The organism is Clostridioides sp. ZZV14-6150, from assembly GCF_020657875.1.
In the GTDB taxonomy this organism is placed as follows: domain Bacteria; phylum Bacillota; class Clostridia; order Peptostreptococcales; family Peptostreptococcaceae; genus Clostridioides.
The window spans coordinates 40,618-58,666 of the sequence record NZ_JAGWDA010000006.1 but is presented as its reverse complement, the minus strand read 5'-3'; the positions used below and the strand labels follow the sequence as shown (position 1 = coordinate 58,666).

Genomic DNA, 18,049 nt, shown 5'->3' with positions numbered 1-18,049 from the left:
GTTAAAAGTGGGTATACACTTATTATAAGTGTATATCTATTTTTTTATTGCAAAACATATAACAAAATAATAAATGAGGTGGTATTATGTCAACTAATAAAAAACCTAATAATTTAATAAATGAGAAATCTCCATATCTTTTACAACATGCATATAATCCAATAAATTGGTACAGTTGGAACGAAGAAACTTTTAAAAAGGCAAAGGAAGAAGATAAACCGATATTTTTAAGTATTGGATACTCAACTTGCCACTGGTGCCATGTTATGGAAAATGAATCTTTTGAAGATGAAGAAGTTGCTGAAATAATGAACAAAAACTTTATAGCAATAAAAGTAGACAAGGAAGAAAGACCAGATATAGATAGTGTATATATGACAGTTTGTCAAGCAATGACAGGTAGTGGTGGATGGCCAATGACCATAATAATGACTCCTGATAAAAAACCTTTTTTTGCAGGAACTTATTTTCCAAAATACTCAAGATATAATAGACCAGGCGTTATAGATTTATTGGAAAATGTATCTGAAAAATGGAATAAAAATAAAGATATGCTTATAAAATCTGGAAATGAAATAGTAGAGGCTCTTAAAGATGATTTTGGAGTAAAAAATACAGATGGTGATTTATCAAAAGATATGTTAAGTTCATCAGTTAGAATATTTAAAGCTATTTATGATGATAAATATGGTGGTTTTGGGAATGCACCTAAATTTCCAAGTCCTCAAAATCTTATGTTTTTGATGAAATACTATAGTATAGAAAAAGATGAAGATGTATTAAAAATGGTAGAAAAAACTTTAGATGGAATGTACAGAGGAGGTCTATTTGACCATATTGGATTTGGTTTTTCAAGATATTCCACTGATAAAAAATGGTTAGCACCTCATTTTGAAAAGATGCTATATGACAATGCTATGCTTACAGTTGCTTATTTAGATGCATACAAGATAATCAAGAAAGAGCTATATAAAGAAATCGCGATAAAAACTATAGATTATGTAATTAGAGAGATGCAAGATAAAGAAGGTGGATTTTATTCAGCACAAGATGCAGATAGTGAGGGAGAGGAAGGTAAATTTTATACATTTAATCCACTTGAAATAATTGATATATTAGGTGAAGAAGATGGAAAATTCTTTAATGATTACTTTGATATAACTAATAGTGGAAATTTTGAGGGAAAAAGTATTCCTAATCTTATAAAAAATAAAGAATACGATAAGTATAATGAAAGAATAGCTAATTTGAGTAAAAAGGTATTTGAATATAGGAAAGAAAGAACTTCTTTGCATAAAGATGATAAGATACTGACATCATGGAATGCATTGATGGTAGTAGCTTTAGCAAAGGCTTATAAGACTCTAAAAAATGATACATATTTGGAGTATTCAAATAAGTGTCTTGATTTTATAAATAGTAATCTTGTGAATAAAGTAGGTAGATTATTAGCTAGATATAGAGATGGAAGTGCTGATTATTTAGCATATTTGGATGATTATGCATTTTTAATATGGGCATATATAGAACTTTATGAATCAACATTTGATATAAAGTATTTAGAAGAAGCATTAAAATTAAATGAAAATTGTATTGAGCTTTTTTGGGACTATGAAAAAAGTGGATTTTACCTATATGGTAAAGATAGTGAAAATTTAATAGCAAGACCAAAAGATTTGTATGATGGAGCTATTCCATCAGGTAACTCTGTACAATTATATAATCTTATAAGACTTGCAAAGATTACTGGTGATAATAAACTTGAAGAATTGTCATATAAGCAATTAAAACTTTATTCAGATAGTATAAAAAATTCACCAACTGGATATAGTTTCTATATGCTTTCGTTAATGTATGAACTTTATCCTACAAAGGAAATCATATGTATTTTAAAGGAAAACTCTGATTTGATTGGTTTTAAGACTTTAGTAAGTGAAAATTTTGTACCAAATGCAACTTTTTTAGTAAAAAAATACAATGAAGAAAATACTAAGATAGGTTTTTTAAATAATTATAAATTAAAAAATGACAAAACTACTTACTATGTATGTCAGAATAATAGTTGTAGTCAACCATTTAATGATTCACAAAAACTAAATGATATAATTTCTATGAGAGACTAATTGTAATGTTAAAAGAACTCAGTATTGATACTTGATACTGAGTTCTTTTAATAAATAATAAGCATTAATTTAATTGTCTTTAGTCCTTAAATCAATATGAAGTAACTTTTAGACTTTATACAAATAAATACTCTGTTTTACTCTTAAGAAAGTTAATACCTATTTTAAATTATAGAGGTTATTAGTCCTTTTTATTTACTCTATTTCTTCTTTTTGAGAATTCTTTAAGTGCTTCAGATTTAATTTTATCTATTTCTTCATCTTCTACAAAGTTAGCATCTTCTTCGAATCCATCTTGTTCTTCGCCATTAAAACGATACATTTTTTTTAGTAAACTCCACAAAGTTTCCAATTCATCTTGAGTAAACTCATGAAATACATCTGCCATAAAGTTTATTCCAACTTTACCACATTTTATCATAACTTGTTTTCCTAAATCTGTAACTTTTACATTAATCGCTCTTTTATCATTTGGACTTGGAATTACTTGAACATATCCGTTTTTTTCAAGGTTAGCAACTATTTTATTTATATTTTGTTTACTTGTACCCATTTTTCGTGCAATATTATTTAATGTTGTTTCTTCTTCTGGCAAGTGAAGAATAGATAAAATAGTCATATATTGTCTTGAAGTAAGTACATCAAAATACTTATCACCTTCTATTTGTATTTTGTTTGTAAGAGTAAAAAGAGTTGCGTATGTTTGATTCATTAGAAACAATTCTTTCAATTCATTTGAATAATCCATAAAATATCTCCTTTATATTTAGATATTATTTTGACGAAAACAGAATATCACGAATTGAATATAATGTCAATATGATGTCCAAGTATAGTTAAATGTTCTTTCTAAATAATTAATATTCAATAACTAAATTATTATATAGTTATTTAGAGAAACACTTGTATAGCAATTTATACTAATAATTAATAAGTAAGAAACTTATATAGAACATTTTTGACTTGAAAATTGTAGTAATATAGTATATAAGTTAATATGTTGAATAAATTCAGGCTGGAGGAGTAATTATGAAGTGTACAAATTTTACTTTCAAAGGAAAAGAAGATTTAGATATATATACATATAAATGGGAAGATGAAAGTATAGAAGACCCAAAGGCAATTGTACAAATTGCCCATGGAATGGCAGAAACTGCACAAAGGTATGAAGTTTTTGCTAAAGAGCTTACTAAAAATGGATATATAGTGTATATAAATGACCATAGAGGACATGGAAAAACTGCAAAGACAGTAGAGAATGTTGGGCATCTAGCTGAAGAAGAAGGTTTTAGATGTCTTGTAGAAGATATGAATACTTTAACAAGTATTATAAAAAAGGAAAATAAAGATTTGCCAATTTATTTGTTTGGACATAGTATGGGGTCATTTGCTAGCCAAAGATACATAATGGATTACAGTGATAATTTATCTGGTCTTATATTATGTGGTTCAAATGGACAACAAGGTATTATTCTAAATTTTGCTCACCTAATAATTAATCATGAGATTAAAAAGCATGGAAGAAATTCTCGAAGCAATAAAATAAATGATTTAATATTTGGAGGAGAAAGCATAAGAAGAAATAAAAATACTAAATTTGATTGGTTAAGTAGAGATAAAGAACAAGTTGAAAAATATATAAATGACCCATTTTGTGGGGTTGTATGTACTTGTGGCTTTTTTTACGATTTAGTACAAGGATTAAAAGAAATAGAGGATAAAGAAAACTTAAAAAAGATACCACTTGATATTCCTATTTACATAATATCTGGAGATAAAGACCCTATAGGTAAAAATGGTAAGGGTGTCTTGAGACTTAGAGATAGATATATAAATCTAGGAGTAAAAGATGTAACATGTAAACTCTATAAAGGTGGAAGACATGAATTATTGAATGAGATAAATAAAGAGGAAGTTTTTGAAGATGTTATTTGTTGGTTAAATGAAAAAATAGGAATTTTGTAGTGCAGTAATATATGAATGATATATAAATAAAATATTAGTATTAGACTCAGTTTTATATAGCTATTTGAATGAGCTAGTTTTTGCATATAAAGAACAAAAAAGAGAGTATTTCAAAATGATTTTTTATCATAAATGAAATACTCTCTTTTATTTTCTTACTTTAAAGTAATGAGTATATCGAAATCTTAAGAAAATCTTTTGTTTTAAAGCTATATTTTCTTAAGAAAATTAAGTTAATCTATAAAAAGAATAAAAAATATTTAATTTTTTTAAGAAATAAAACAGAGTTTAACGGAGGTAGTAGATATGAATAAAATATTAAGTGTAGAAAATATAAAAAAATACTATAAAAGTAGGGGGAATACTACAAAAGCTCTTGATAACATTAGCTTTGAAGTTGAAAGTGGAGAGTATATTGGTATTATGGGAGCTTCTGGAAGTGGTAAGACTACTTTACTGAATTGTATTTCTACCATAGATAAAGCAACAGAAGGTAGTATTTATATAGGAAATCAAGAGATAACTACTATGGGTGAAGATGAATTATCTAAATTTCGTAGAGAAGAATTAGGGTTTATATTTCAAGATTTTAACTTATTAGATACACTTACAGCACATGATAATATAGCTTTGGCTTTGGCTATCAATGGAATTAACCCAAAAAAAATAGATACTAAAATAAAAAATATAGCAAATAGATTAGGGGTTTATGAAATTCTTAATAAATACCCATATGAAATGTCTGGTGGACAAAAGCAAAGAATAGCATGTGCAAGAGCTATAATAACAAATCCATCACTAATATTAGCGGACGAGCCTACAGGTGCTTTGGATTCCAAGTCAGCAAAAATGTTTTTAGAGAATCTTGAAGTTTTAAATGAAGAATTGAAAGCTACAATATTAATGGTTACGCATGATGCTTTTACAGCTAGTTATTGTAAAAGGATATTATTTATAAAAGATGGAAAGATATTCAATGAGTTGGTTCGTGGTAATAATACAAGACAAGAATTTTTTGATAGGATAATAAAAATAATATCACTTCTTGGAGGTGATGATAAAGATGTTTTTTAATAAAAATAATGACTATGTCTCTAGAGTATCAAGTGGCGCATTTAAAAAATTAGCTCTAAATAATGTAAAAAAGAGTATGAAAAATTATCTGATTTACTTTATAACTCTTACATTTGGAGTTACTATTTTATATACTTTTAATTCTCTAGACAATGATATAGCAATGCTTGGTGGCAATGCTTTACTGAGTTCAAGTATTGGATTAGTTAGAGGTATTGTGGGTGTTTTTTCAATTGTAGTATGTATGATATTTGGCTTTTTAATTGTATATGCCAATAATTTCTTAATGAAAAAGCGTAAAAAAGAGTTTGGTATATATACGATTCTTGGAATGGATAAAAGAGATATAAATAAATTAATGTTTAAGGAAACAGTGATAATAGGTATATTTGCTTTAATAACAGGCATCATGTTTGGAGTATTTATTTCAAAAGGACTCAGTATAGTTGCTTTGAAAATGTTAGGGGTATCATCATCAGGATTTTCTTTCTCAATATTTACAACTGTCAAAACGGTAGTATTTTTTGGAATTGTATTATTATTGGTTAATAAATTTAATAAAAAAACAATAAACAAATATAAGTTAATAGACCTATTAAATGCAAATAAAAAGAATGAGGTTTCTATTGCTAAAGGGAAAAAAACTAACTTAATATTATTCTTTTTGTCTATTGTGTTAATTGTGACATCATATATATTACCATTAAAAGTAAAACCATCTACATTTATATTAGGGATATGTATAATTCTTATGTTAGTAGGTACTTATTTCTTTTTTATGTCAGTATCTGATTTTATAATGATAAAAATAAAGAAGCATAGACGTGTATATTATAAAAATTTAAATCCATTTGTAATAAGTCAAATAAGTAGTCGTATTAAGACAATGAGTATGTCTATCACTGTAATTTGTTTGCTATTATTTTCTTCTATGATAGTGATACCTTTTGGTATATCATTTGGTAAATACTTAATAACTGATTTACAAGAAGCAACTCCTTATGATGTAACATTATCTAGACTTTTTATGGATGGAGATAATATTGTTGAATACAGTACAGAAAAAAGTAATATAAACAGTGAAATACCTTCACTTAAAGATACTTTAATAACAAATAAATTACCTTTATCTTCATTTTCATCTAGTACAAGTGATTTAAGGATATACTCTTTAAAAGATATAAGTCAGTATGATTTTGCAATTGATGAGAGTGAAAAAACAACTGAATTGAAAAATAATAAACTTGCTATTGTTTCACTTAGTGATTATAATGCTACCAGAAAACAAAGTGGATTAGAAGAAATAAAATTAAATAAAAATGAATTTGCAATAAGCTGTGCTGTAGAAGACTACAGAGCATTTTATGAAAAATATATTAATAGTCAATCAAAATATATTACAGTAAATGGAGTAAAGCTTAATTTAAACCAGACAAATCTATATACTAATTCTTATAATACAAATGTAGTTCCATTAGATAATGGTACTTTAATTGTGCCTGATATTGTAGTAAAAAACTTAAATCCTATTATGGTTACATTAAATATTAATTATAAAGAAAAAAGTAATAGTCTAGAAAATAAATTTATGGAAGCATACTATAAATTCCAAAGTAAAGTTAATAATTCTGGTGACTATAGTATTGACTATAAATCAGTTATAGATGGAGAAAAAAAAGCTTTAAATACTGCATTTTCCTTTGTAGCAATATATATAGGTGTTATACTTCTAGTATCAGCAGGTGCAATATTAGCACTACAACAACTTATGGAATCAACAGTCAATAAAGAAAGATTTAAATTATTAAGAAAGCTTGGTGTAAATAAAAAAGATATGAAAAAAGCTATATTTGCACAAGTATTTATATTATTTGCAACTCCTTTAGTGTTAGCTATTATAAATGCTCTATTTATATCAAAAGTGTTATTTATCGTAGTACCAATTATGACAGGAATGGGAATTATCACAAATATGTTATTAACAATGAGTATTGTCCTAATCATATATGGAATCTATTTTATCTCAAGTTTCTTTGAAAGTTTAAATATAATAAATGAAAGCATGTAAATAAATTAAGTTTTTGAATAGACTACCTAAGGAAATCTATTAATTAAGCTATGATTATACAAACTTAATTAATAGATTTACCTACTTTAGGTTAGCAAGATAAGATTTTGACTTATAATTTAACCAATAGTTAAATTATAAGTCTTTTGTTAACTTTACCTCAATTTACTAATAAATGCTTTTTTAATATACTTAAATTAAGAGATATACATTAAGGAGGTATATATGCGAATTAAAATAGGTGAAGTCATACAAACACTGAGAAAAGAAAAAAGTTTAACACAAGAACAATTAGCAAAGTTTATAGGAGTGTCAACACCAGCAGTATCTAAATGGGAAAGTGGAAATTCTTATCCAGATATAGAATTATTGCCAGTATTAGCAGATTTTTTTAATGTATCTGTTGACAAACTTTTAAACTATAAAGTAGATTTAAGTGAAGAAGAAGCAATGAAAGTTTATAAAGAACTAGAAGCAATTCTTGCTAAAGTAGAAATTGATTTATCAACAGAAGAACCGCTAGAAGAATTTAAAGAAGATTTAGAATCTGTAGAAAGACTTGCTAATATGTATATGGAGAAATATCCTCAAAGTTATCTGTTAAAGTTAAAAATAAGTTCGCTATATCAAATGTACTCATATAAATTTGGTAAAGATAAATTCAATAGTAAAATTAAAGAAACAACAAATATTCTTGAAGATATAGTGAGAAATACAGATGATATTCAGATTAAAGAAACAGCACTTATTATTTTATCAAATGCATATTATATGTTAGATGATTATGAAAAGGCAGAGTTATATTTAAATATGATACATAAACCAATAGGAGACACAAGTGTTAATTTAGCTATGATATATTTAAGTCAAAATAGACTAGATGAAGCAGAAACATTACTTCAAAATAAATTATTTAGCGATGTATTTAATACAACTCTGGATTGTAAAGGATTAATTAATGTATGTAAAAATAAATATAAAGAATTAAAAAAAGAGTTAGATGATGGAAGTTATGACAAAAAAACAGCAGATAAAGAAATGGAATATATAAAAAATAAGTCATTAGGATATGCAAATGTATCTTTAGAAATAAAGAAGAAATTTAGTGAAAATAGGGGAGCTTTTTTTGGAATATACATGGACTACATAGAGCTATCTTTAAATCTCTTATTTTTTAATATGAAAGAAGAAGCTAAAGAAGCTTTATATGGTCTAAAAGAAATATTAGAAAAATATCCTCTACATGAAAGTTCAGATACAAGTCAAATGACGTTTTTTGATAAAGTAAAATCTAAAAATTCATATACTTTTAATGTATATACTAATTTACTCATCATGTTTAATGATAATAGTTTTAATGAATTAAGAGAAGAACCAATTTTTGAATCTATAATTGAAAGGGTTTCAGAATTGGAGAAAATGTTAAAAGATAAATAATGAATAAATATTTAGTGTGACAACCTAAACTTAGTAAATAAAAAGCTAGAAAGTAGGATACTTAATAAAGTAAATATCTTATTTCTAGCTTTTTATTTTATAAAATAAGTTATCAAACATAGAAATTTAATTTGTATGAAATAAGTCATTAACCGTAGAATATAAAAAAATTATGAATAAAATAAATTTAGAAGTTACAAAAAAGTTACATAAATTTAGAAAGTTATAATATACATATATAATATAGGATTAAAACTGTAATAAATAAGTTAATTTAAAATTTGAACATGAAAGGGGAAATATTATGGAAAAAAGAGAAAAGAAAATAATAATATCATCTTTATTAAGTGTATCAATTTTAATGAGTTTAGTAAGCATATATTCTATATTAAATAAAGAAGAGATAAGTCTAACTGTTAAAGGCCAAGAACAAAAAGTATCTTCATTTAAAAAGACAGTTGAAGAACTTTTGGATGAACAGGGAGTGAAATACAATTCTGAAGATAAAATTAATCCAAGTTTGAATACAGAATTAAAGGATAATATGAAAATTAAGGTTGTTAAAGTAACTAAAAATCAAAAAGAAGAATTTGAAAAAATACCATTTGACACAAAACATGTGAATGATAGCAATTTAGTAAAAGGAAAATCTAAAGTCTATCAGGAGGGAATAGAAGGAGAGAAAAAACTAGTCTATAATTTAACTTACCATGATGGGGAGCTAGTCAAAAAAGTCTTATCAAAAGAAGTAATTTCTAAAGAACCAACTGCAAAAATTATAAAAAATGGAACTAAAGAAAAAGTCTTAATTGCATCAAGAGGAGCAAATACAAGAGGAAGAAAACATATGAGAGTGGTTGCTACTGCATATGCAGGAGATACTATAACATCTACTGGTACAACGCCAAGATGGGGAGTAATTGCAGTTGACTCAAATATAATACCATATGGAACAAAAGTATATATACCTAGATTAGGCATGACATTTGTTGCAGAAGACTGTGGAGGTGCAATTAAAGGTAACAGAATAGATATATTTATGAATAGTGAAGGAAAAGCATCTAATTGGGGAAGACAGAGTTTAGATATATATGTATATTAATTTAGTGAATATAATAACTTTACTTAGAAGGAAAAAAAGTATAAAATATGAATTAATTAAACTGTTAGATTATTCTTGAAACAGAAAAAATATAGCTAAGGGGGGGATAAGATGAAAATAGTCTGCTTAGGAGACAGTTTAACATATGGATTTGGTGTATCACGAAGTAATTCATGGACAAACATTGTGAGTCAAGAGACTAGATTAGAAATAATAAATAAGGGTATAAATGGTGATACAACAAGTGGTATGTTAGTTAGATTTAATGAAGATGTTTTACAGAATTCTCCCGATATAGTTTTTATAATGGGTGGTACTAATGATTTTATTGCTGGAGCAGGAAATGAAGTTATTAATTCTAATATAATGGCTATGGTACATCAAGCATATGCTAAAAATATTATACCAATAATAGGTATACCACTTAAACCAGATATTCCAAATGTTAGGGAAGACTGGAGTAGCTTTACGGATTTTAATACAGTATCAAAAAAGTTAGAGTCATACAATTATTGGATAAAAAAATTTAGTGTGACATTTAATACTGATTTTGTAGATTTTTATTCTGAATATAATAAAAGTATGGAAAAGGAAGGATATAAAAAATTATATTTTGATGGATTACATCCAACTAAGGAAGGTCATAGAATGATTGCAAATATTTTTATTAAGTCAATTAATAAGTATATAGAAGAGTCATAATTGTATAAAAAAGATTTATCTATGCAATTATAATAAATGGATAAAATAGGGAGGATTTTATTATGGATTATACTAAAACTTATGAAGAATGGGTAAAGAGTTCATATTTTGATGAAGATACAAAACTAGAATTAGATAAAATAAAAGATAATGAAAAAGAGATAGAAGATAGATTTTATAAGGATTTAGAATTTGGAACTGCTGGTCTTAGAGGTGTAATTGAAGTAGGGACTAATAGAATCAACAAGTACACAGTTAGAAGAGCTACTTTTGGATTGGCAAACTATATACTAGAAAATACTACAGAGGAAGAAAAAAATAGGGGTGTAGTAATAGCTCATGATAATAGACATAAATCTAGAGAATTTTGTATAGAATCTGCAAATACATTAGCAGCGTGTGGTATAAAGGCATATATATTTGATAGTTTAAGAACTACTCCAGAATTGTCTTTTGCTGTTAGAAATCTAAATGCAATAGCAGGGATAGTTATAACAGCTAGCCATAATCCACCTGAATACAATGGATACAAAGTATACTGGGAAGATGGGGCACAAGTTATGCCAGATATTGCAAATGCAATAACAGAAAAAGTAAATAGCATACATGATTATAGTATAATACCAACTTTAAGTGAAGCTAATAAAAATTTAGTAGTCTTATTGGACGAAACACAGGATACTGAATTTATAGAAGCTGTAAAAAGTCAAGTTATAAGAAAAGATTTAGTAAAAAGCGTAGGTAAAAATTTTAAAATAGTTTATACACCTCTTTGTGGAACTGGCAATATTCCAATAAGAAGAGCATTAAAAGAAGTAGGATTTGAAAACATATTAGTGGTTCCAGAAGAAGAAAATCCAGACCCAAATTTTGCAGGGCTTGATTACCCAAATCCAGAAGAAAAAAAAGCTTTAAATAGAGGAATATTACTTGCAAAAGAAAAAGGAGCAGACCTTGTAATAGCAACTGACCCAGATTGTGATAGAGTAGGTGTAGCTGTAAGAACTACTACAGGTGAATATGTATTACTTACAGGAAATCAAATTGGTGGAATGTTGACACACTATATAATAGAAGGCTTAAAAGAAAATAACAAATTAAAAGAAAATCCTACAATGATAAAAACTATAGTTACATCAGAATTTGGAGCAGATATAGCAAAAGAAAATAATGTTGATGTACTAAATGTTCTTACAGGTTTTAAATTTATTGGTGAAAAAATAAAATTATTTGAAGAAAATAAAGATAGAAATTATGTATTTGGATATGAAGAAAGTTATGGTTATTTAGTTGGAACTCATGCAAGAGATAAAGACGGTGTTGTTTCATCATTATTAATATCTGAAATGGCAGCATTTTACTATTCAAAAGGTATGAGCTTATATGAAGGCTTAATAGAACTGTATAAGAAATATGGATTCTTTAAAGAACAGACTATATCTTTAACTTTAAAAGGTATAGAAGGTGTGGAAAAAATAAAAGAGATAATATCTTATTTTAGAGAAAATCAAATTGATTGTATAAATAATATAAAGGTAATTGATAAAAAAGACTATAAAAATGGTGTAGATAATCTTCCTAAGTCTGATGTTTTAAAATATTTCTTGGAAGATGAGTCTTGGGTAGCTATAAGACCATCAGGAACAGAACCAAAGCTGAAATTTTATATAGCTGTAAAAGGAACTAGTGATGTTGAAGCAGATGAAAAGCTTAGAGGTTTAAAAGAATATATAGATATTATGGTATCAAAATTAAAATAAAACAGACTAAATTGCTACATAGAATAATAATAAATAAGTATTAAAAGATGCAATTTTATTTGTATTTAAATAAAAGCATTATAAAAAACTGACTGACATTTAATTGACAGTCAGTTTTTTATTTAAAAAGTATTTTACGAAAATTATTATTTTAATTATTTGTTTTGATATTTTTTTGTTATATTTGTAATGAATGATTTATTAAATTCTATACAACTGTATATTTTTGATAATTAAATAATATGAGATTATTGTCATAAGATATATTGATATTAATTTTTATATATTTTGTTTGTACTCTTTTGTAAACAGAAACGGGATATAAAATAAAGATATAAATATTAGGCGTTCTACAATATTATAATAGCTAGAAATTGTTTCAGCGTCGCTGTCAAGAACTATAAGAGATAAGCTATTAACTAAAACATGAATTATAGAACAAACCCATATATTTTTAGTTTTCATGTAAACATAACCTAAAAATATAGAAAGTCCAATTCCATATATCAAATGCACTGTACTTCCAATTATTGGAGCTTCTGGGCTATATAATGTAAATTGTAGCGGTAAATGCCATAAACTCCAACAAATACCTACCATTATGACACCTGTTTTTTTAGAAAATTTATCAAAAAAGAGATTTTGTAGATAATATCTCCAACCATATTCTTCACATAAAAAATGATAAATAGATATTAATGATGTTAAGGGAGTAAGCATATAATATAAAATTCCATTATAGTTAAGTTGGTTTTTACTTATCATCAATCCAAATATGATTTGAGAAAATATAAAGTAAATAATTAATAAAGCACTTATTTTAAAATTTTTTAGAAGATATAAATCTTTTGATTTAAAAGAATAAATAATAACACATAAACTACTTAAAAAAGTTAATATAAGATTCATTATTTCTAACTTATCATTATTTATTAAATTTAATGATTCAATAATAAATAACAAAAAATAAGCAAGAAAAAACAGTATTATTAGTGAATAAAACTTATACTTATCGTTAGTTTTCCCTTCAGTGTAAAATTTTGCAATGGCAACTGAGGATAATGGTAAAATCATCATGAATGATGCAAAATTTTCTGGTTTAATAAACTTCATAAAATACAATAGTAAACCTAGTAAATAAGTAAGTCCAAAAGTTATAGAAAAAAATATTATAATTTGGATTTTCTTTCTTTTTACTTCATTTTCAATATATATTGGATTTAATAAGTTTATAAATTTTTCTTGTGAATTCAATAAAAGTAACCTCCTTTACAGTATATTTTTTTAGTATGTAAACTTTAAAGACATTTGTTTTAAAAATAGATTTATTTTTCAGACCTACTATTAATCTCTCTTAGTTTTTGTATAATAATATAAAAATAAAGCAATATATACTATAGGTAATAAAAGTAATACTTTTAAATCAAGGTCAAATGTATTAGTATAAAATGTAAATATGACTGCTAATAATACAATTATTAAGTTTGGGATTGTTTGAAGAAATGCTTGTTTTGCTCTTTTATTCATTGTATTTCCTCCTCGTAAATATTAATATTTCAAAATGTTTTTCATAAAATAATCAGTAAATTATATTTAACTTTCTTAATCAAAGTATAGCAAGAGAATAAGAATAAAGAGTTACTAAAATATTACAATGAAAAATAAAGAAATAAAAAAGTTTATATTTCAAGGTTTTAGAATTGCTTTATTATACTTAAAACTATATAAGTGTGATACAATAAAAATACATTTAATAATTTTATTTATAGGAGTTTAATTTATATGGAAGTAAAAAAGATAGATAGTAATTACATAGAGCCTTTACTTAATAAATTAATTGATGAATATTACATAAATGAAAATATTTTATCAAATTTGATTAAAATAGAATCAGAAAAATTAAGAAATTATAAAAAATATGAAAAAGAATTTACAGCAGATTTAGATTTATGGGTAAAATGGATAAATTTTGTTTTGCAACTCGAATATACTATAGATGTTGATTCAGATTCTAGGATTAGAGGTATTTTAAGTTTACTAATCGATACATATGAACTTAATGTTGAATTTATAGCTAAAGTTGCACATGTTGAAGAACAATATGTTGTAGATTTTATGAATGGAGTAGATTACTTGCCAACAGAAGTAAAATATAGTATATGTGCTACTGCTATGAATCTGAGTTTAATATTTAAAAATACGGAAATATAAAGAGATAAGTATAAATATCTGTATTAATCTACCTAAATATCTTATGATGTTATCTATACATAGGTTATCTATACATAGAAAAAGCACCTATAGTTAAAAGGTGCTTTTCTTATTTATCCAATTTATATTGTGTTTTTATCCTATTTGTTTTGTTAAAGCTTTTGCATATTTAATCTTTGATTTTTCATTAGTTTTTTCAAACAAATCTAAAGCACAATTAGTACAAATATTTATTTCATTACAACTATCTTTTTCAGAGTAAGTTATATACTTATTTTTAGACTTATCCATCTTTTCTCCACAATAACTACATACTATAAAGTTACTCATATTTTAAGACCTCCACTTTATTTATTTTTGAGTATAAAAATATTATTTAAATAGATTTTGTATTAACAATTAATGTAAAATTTGTATAATTCTGAAAATTAATTTGTTAAAATTATAGCAAATTTGTAACTTTACTTTTAATTATAATGTATTTTATTCGAAAGATAAACATTATAACCATAAATATTTAACATTTATTATATATTTCTTAAATTATAAACATAAGATTAATATTGATTTGATATAATTTTACATAATCAATAATTGTTTAAGAAGAAAAGATAATAAAATTAAAAGTCACCCTGATAATACTAGTTTGTTTAATATTTTTATTTGTTGTTGCTAAAAACTCTTTTATGTTGTCAATTCAATTAGAAAATACATCTCTAATTTCATCTTTTTAAATTAATACCACTAGAAGCTTGTATATAATCATAATTATAACCTAATAATATCTATTTAATTCAAGATTATAATTTTACTTTCGTTGCCTAGAAAATTAAAATGTTAGTAGAATTATTATTTTCAGTTTTTATTTATGTTATTTTTGTTTAAATAATTATATTATGGCATGAATCTGAGTATAATTAATATTGTATAATGAAATTAATATTAGAGAAAAGGGGATATTTATGTTTGGGATAGATAAAAAATTAATTGAGTATATAGTTGCAAAATCTAATTACAGTGAATTAAGTTCAAAATCAGCAGAAGTATCTTTTTTCTTAATGTTGTCTATATTTCCTTTTTTGATATTTACAATAAGTTCTATAGCATATATACCAGTTCTTCATTTAAATAAATATATAGCCTTATTTAGAAATATGATGCCAGAGAGTGCTTTTGATGTATTATCTTCAATTATAGTTTCTGCAATAGACAATAGAAGTTTAAATTTTTTAGCTGTCAGTTTTGTACTTACTATGTGGACATCTTCAAGAGCAGTAAAAGCACTTATTAAAGGAATGAATAGAGCTTATAAGGTTAAAGAAACTAGGTCTTTTTTTAAAATTTTATCTATATCATTTTTATTTACAATTATGCTTTTGGTATTGATTTTTTTATCTATGATATTTTTGGTTTATGGAGAGAAGATAGGTTACTTTATTTTTAACTTTATAGGATTAGATGAGATATTCATAAAAATATGGGATATTCTAAGATACACTGTAGGTATTGCAACAATAATAGTAATATTTACATTTTTATATAAGTATACACCTAATAAGAGTTTGACTATGAAAGAATCTGCTCCAGGTGCTATTTTTGCTACATTTGCTTGGTTTGTAGTATCATTTTTCTATTCTTATTATACAAATTATTATGCTAACTATGAAGTAATATATGGAAGTATAGCTGAAATAATTGTACTTATGACATGGATATATTTTAGTAGTTGGGTTATTGTTGTAGGCTATGAATTAAATTCAAGATTGTATTTTAGAAAGATAAGAAATGAAATATTAAAATAAAAATTGGTATTTAATATTGCAAATGTAAATTTTGTAAAAACGTTTTCTAAAAATAATTTACATTTGTTATTACATATGATAATATTGAGTTAAGATATTGCTAAGGAGATGATTCAATGTTGTCAACAGCTACATGGAGAAAAATGCTAATAAGTGCAGCAGAAATATTAAAAGAAAATAAGATATATTTATGTGAACTAGATGGTATAGTTGGAGATGGTGACCATGGAGTTACTATAGATAGAATAGCGGATTGTATGAGAAAAAGAGCTTTAGAAGAACATGATGATGATAGTATAAAATCAATTAATGAAGATTTGAGTACTTTATGTATGAATGTAAATGGGGGATCAGCAGGTCCTTTATGGGGAACTATATTTGAGGGAATGGCTGAAGGGATAGAAGATAAAAAAGAACTTAAAATAGAAGAAGTAAAAGAGATGTTTATTGAAGCAAGAGAAAATTTATCTCTTATTTCTACTGCTAAAGTAGGTCAAAAAACACTAGTAGATGCATTATACCCAGCAATAGATGCTATGTATAATACTGAAAGTGACAACATAAAAGATGTTTTTAAAGTGAGTTATGAGAAAGCAGTAGAAGGCGCAGAAAACACTAAAACTTACATAGCAAAATTTGGACGAGCAAAAAGTATAGGAGAAAGAAGTTTAGGGCATATGGACCCAGGTGCTGTTTCTATATCATTAATGTTTAAAGGTTTATATAGTGCATTATAAAAAAGATTAACAAAGCAATTAATCAATATAACAAATTTAATAGGGGGAATTTATCATGTCAATGAAAAAATTTATTAACCAACCAGAAGATTTAGCTAGAGAAGTTTTAGAAGGTTTAGAACTTTCAAATTCGGATTTACTAAGAGTTACAGATTCAAATTTAGTAATAAACAAAAAGTTGGAAGAAGAAGACAGAGTAACAATAGTTACTTTAGGAGGAGCAGGTCATGAACCAGCTTTAAGTGGATTTGTTGGGGATGGAATGGTTGATATAGCTGTAGTCGGAGATGTATTTGCCGCTCCAGGACCAAATTCTTGTTTAGAGGCTATAAAGATGGCAGACAAAGGGAAAGGTGTATTATTTGTAGTTCTTAATCATGCTGGAGATATGTTGACAGGAAACCTTGTTATGAAACAAGTTAAAAAAGAAGGATTAAATGTTAGAAAAGTTGTTACTCAAGAAGATATAGCAAATGCACCAAGAGAAAATAGTGATGATAGAAGAGGATTGGTCGGATGTATACCTTTATATAAAATAGCTGCAGGGGCTGCTAAAGAAGGAAAATCTTTAGATGAAGTTGCAGAAATAGCACAAAAATTTGCTGATAATATGGCAACTATAGCTGTTGCATGTAAAGGAGCAACTCATCCATCTACAGGTATGGTAATTTCTGAACTTGGAGAAAATGAAATGGAAATAGGAATGGGGCAACATGGAGAAGGTGGAGGTGGACGTATGGAAATGAAGTCTGCTGATGAAACTGCTGAAATAATGACACAGGCTTTAATAAAGGATTTGGATATCAAAGATGGTGAAAAAGTAATGTTAGTAGTTAATGGTTCAGGAGCTACTACTTTAATGGAAATGTTAATAGTTTATAGAAAGTGTCATAAAATATTACAAGAAAAAAATATAGAAATAGTTTCAAATTGTGTTGGAGAACTTTTGACTACTCAAGAAACAGCTGGATTCCAACTATTTATAGCTAGAATGGATGATGAATTATTGAGATATTTCAATTCACCATGCAATACACCTTACTTTAAAAAAAATTAGACTAAATTAAA

At 25.8% G+C, this 18,049-nt stretch carries 16 protein-coding genes; 12 read left to right on the top strand and 4 right to left on the bottom strand.

The annotated features are described in order from the left end of the window. Nucleotides 1-86: 86 nt before the first annotated feature. Entirely contained in the window at nt 87-2,123 is a 2,037-nt protein-coding gene (locus KGF41_RS08730; protein WP_227827419.1) for a thioredoxin domain-containing protein, read from the top strand. A gap of 181 nt (nt 2,124-2,304) precedes the next feature. On the opposite strand, the gene KGF41_RS08725 is transcribed toward KGF41_RS08730, so the two are convergent. Then, a complete protein-coding gene (locus tag KGF41_RS08725) occupies nt 2,305-2,871 on the bottom strand; it encodes a MarR family transcriptional regulator (RefSeq protein WP_227856576.1) in 567 nt (188 codons plus the stop codon). Between the two features lie 281 nt (nt 2,872-3,152). Here KGF41_RS08725 and KGF41_RS08720 point away from each other — a divergent pair, with 281 nt between their 5' ends. From KGF41_RS08720 to KGF41_RS08690, 7 genes are all read left to right on the top strand, one after another. After that, a complete protein-coding gene (locus KGF41_RS08720) occupies nt 3,153-4,088 on the top strand; it encodes an alpha/beta hydrolase (RefSeq protein WP_227827421.1) in 936 nt (311 codons plus the stop codon). Between the two features lie 306 nt (nt 4,089-4,394). After that, the gene (locus KGF41_RS08715) at nt 4,395-5,162 is read left to right on the top strand and encodes an ABC transporter ATP-binding protein (protein ID WP_227840606.1); all 768 of its coding nucleotides are present in this window, start codon (nt 4,395-4,397) and stop codon (nt 5,160-5,162) included. Further along, a complete protein-coding gene (locus tag KGF41_RS08710) occupies nt 5,152-7,230 on the top strand; it encodes an FtsX-like permease family protein (protein WP_227856575.1) in 2,079 nt (692 codons plus the stop codon). Before KGF41_RS08715 ends, KGF41_RS08710 begins: the two co-directional genes overlap by 11 nt. A gap of 225 nt (nt 7,231-7,455) precedes the next feature. Then, on the top strand, nt 7,456-8,667 hold the full coding sequence (locus KGF41_RS08705) for a helix-turn-helix transcriptional regulator (RefSeq protein ID WP_227841886.1): 1,212 nt from the start codon (nt 7,456-7,458) through the stop codon (nt 8,665-8,667). A gap of 304 nt (nt 8,668-8,971) precedes the next feature. After that, complete coding sequence (locus KGF41_RS08700; RefSeq protein ID WP_227856574.1) at nt 8,972-9,769, top strand: 3D domain-containing protein; 798 nt, start codon at nt 8,972-8,974, stop codon at nt 9,767-9,769. Between the two features lie 111 nt (nt 9,770-9,880). After that, complete coding sequence (locus KGF41_RS08695; protein ID WP_227827426.1) at nt 9,881-10,471, top strand: SGNH/GDSL hydrolase family protein; 591 nt, start codon at nt 9,881-9,883, stop codon at nt 10,469-10,471. Between the two features lie 62 nt (nt 10,472-10,533). Continuing rightward, nucleotides 10,534-12,231: a phospho-sugar mutase gene (locus KGF41_RS08690; RefSeq protein ID WP_227856573.1), complete on the top strand. Its 1,698-nt coding sequence runs from the start codon at nt 10,534-10,536 to the stop codon at nt 12,229-12,231. A gap of 279 nt (nt 12,232-12,510) precedes the next feature. Here the strand turns inward: KGF41_RS08690 and KGF41_RS08685 are convergent, their stop codons facing one another. Both KGF41_RS08685 and KGF41_RS08680 read right to left on the bottom strand, forming a co-directional pair. Continuing rightward, a complete protein-coding gene (locus KGF41_RS08685; RefSeq protein ID WP_227841885.1) occupies nt 12,511-13,485 on the bottom strand; it encodes a type II CAAX endopeptidase family protein in 975 nt (324 codons plus the stop codon). Nucleotides 13,486-13,575: 90 nt separating this feature from the next. Beyond that, complete coding sequence (locus tag KGF41_RS08680) at nt 13,576-13,758, bottom strand: hypothetical protein (RefSeq protein WP_227827429.1); 183 nt, start codon at nt 13,756-13,758, stop codon at nt 13,576-13,578. Between the two features lie 255 nt (nt 13,759-14,013). Here KGF41_RS08680 and KGF41_RS08675 point away from each other — a divergent pair, with 255 nt between their 5' ends. Next, the gene (locus KGF41_RS08675) at nt 14,014-14,442 is read left to right on the top strand and encodes an HTH domain-containing protein (protein ID WP_227841883.1); all 429 of its coding nucleotides are present in this window, start codon (nt 14,014-14,016) and stop codon (nt 14,440-14,442) included. Nucleotides 14,443-14,577: 135 nt separating this feature from the next. Here the strand turns inward: KGF41_RS08675 and KGF41_RS08670 are convergent, their stop codons facing one another. Further along, nucleotides 14,578-14,772: a DNA-directed RNA polymerase gene (locus KGF41_RS08670; protein ID WP_227827431.1), complete on the bottom strand. Its 195-nt coding sequence runs from the start codon at nt 14,770-14,772 to the stop codon at nt 14,578-14,580. Nucleotides 14,773-15,404: 632 nt separating this feature from the next. Between KGF41_RS08670 and KGF41_RS08665 the strand changes: the two genes are divergently transcribed. The 3 genes from KGF41_RS08665 to KGF41_RS08655 all read left to right on the top strand — a co-directional run bounded on the left by KGF41_RS08665 (nt 15,405) and on the right by KGF41_RS08655 (nt 18,038). Beyond that, a complete protein-coding gene (locus tag KGF41_RS08665; protein WP_227827432.1) occupies nt 15,405-16,244 on the top strand; it encodes a YihY/virulence factor BrkB family protein in 840 nt (279 codons plus the stop codon). Between the two features lie 116 nt (nt 16,245-16,360). Continuing rightward, on the top strand, nt 16,361-16,981 hold the full coding sequence (gene dhaL / locus KGF41_RS08660; protein WP_227827433.1) for a dihydroxyacetone kinase subunit DhaL: 621 nt from the start codon (nt 16,361-16,363) through the stop codon (nt 16,979-16,981). A gap of 55 nt (nt 16,982-17,036) precedes the next feature. After that, entirely contained in the window at nt 17,037-18,038 is a 1,002-nt protein-coding gene (locus KGF41_RS08655; protein WP_227827434.1) for a dihydroxyacetone kinase subunit DhaK, read from the top strand. Nucleotides 18,039-18,049: the final 11 nt, after the last annotated feature.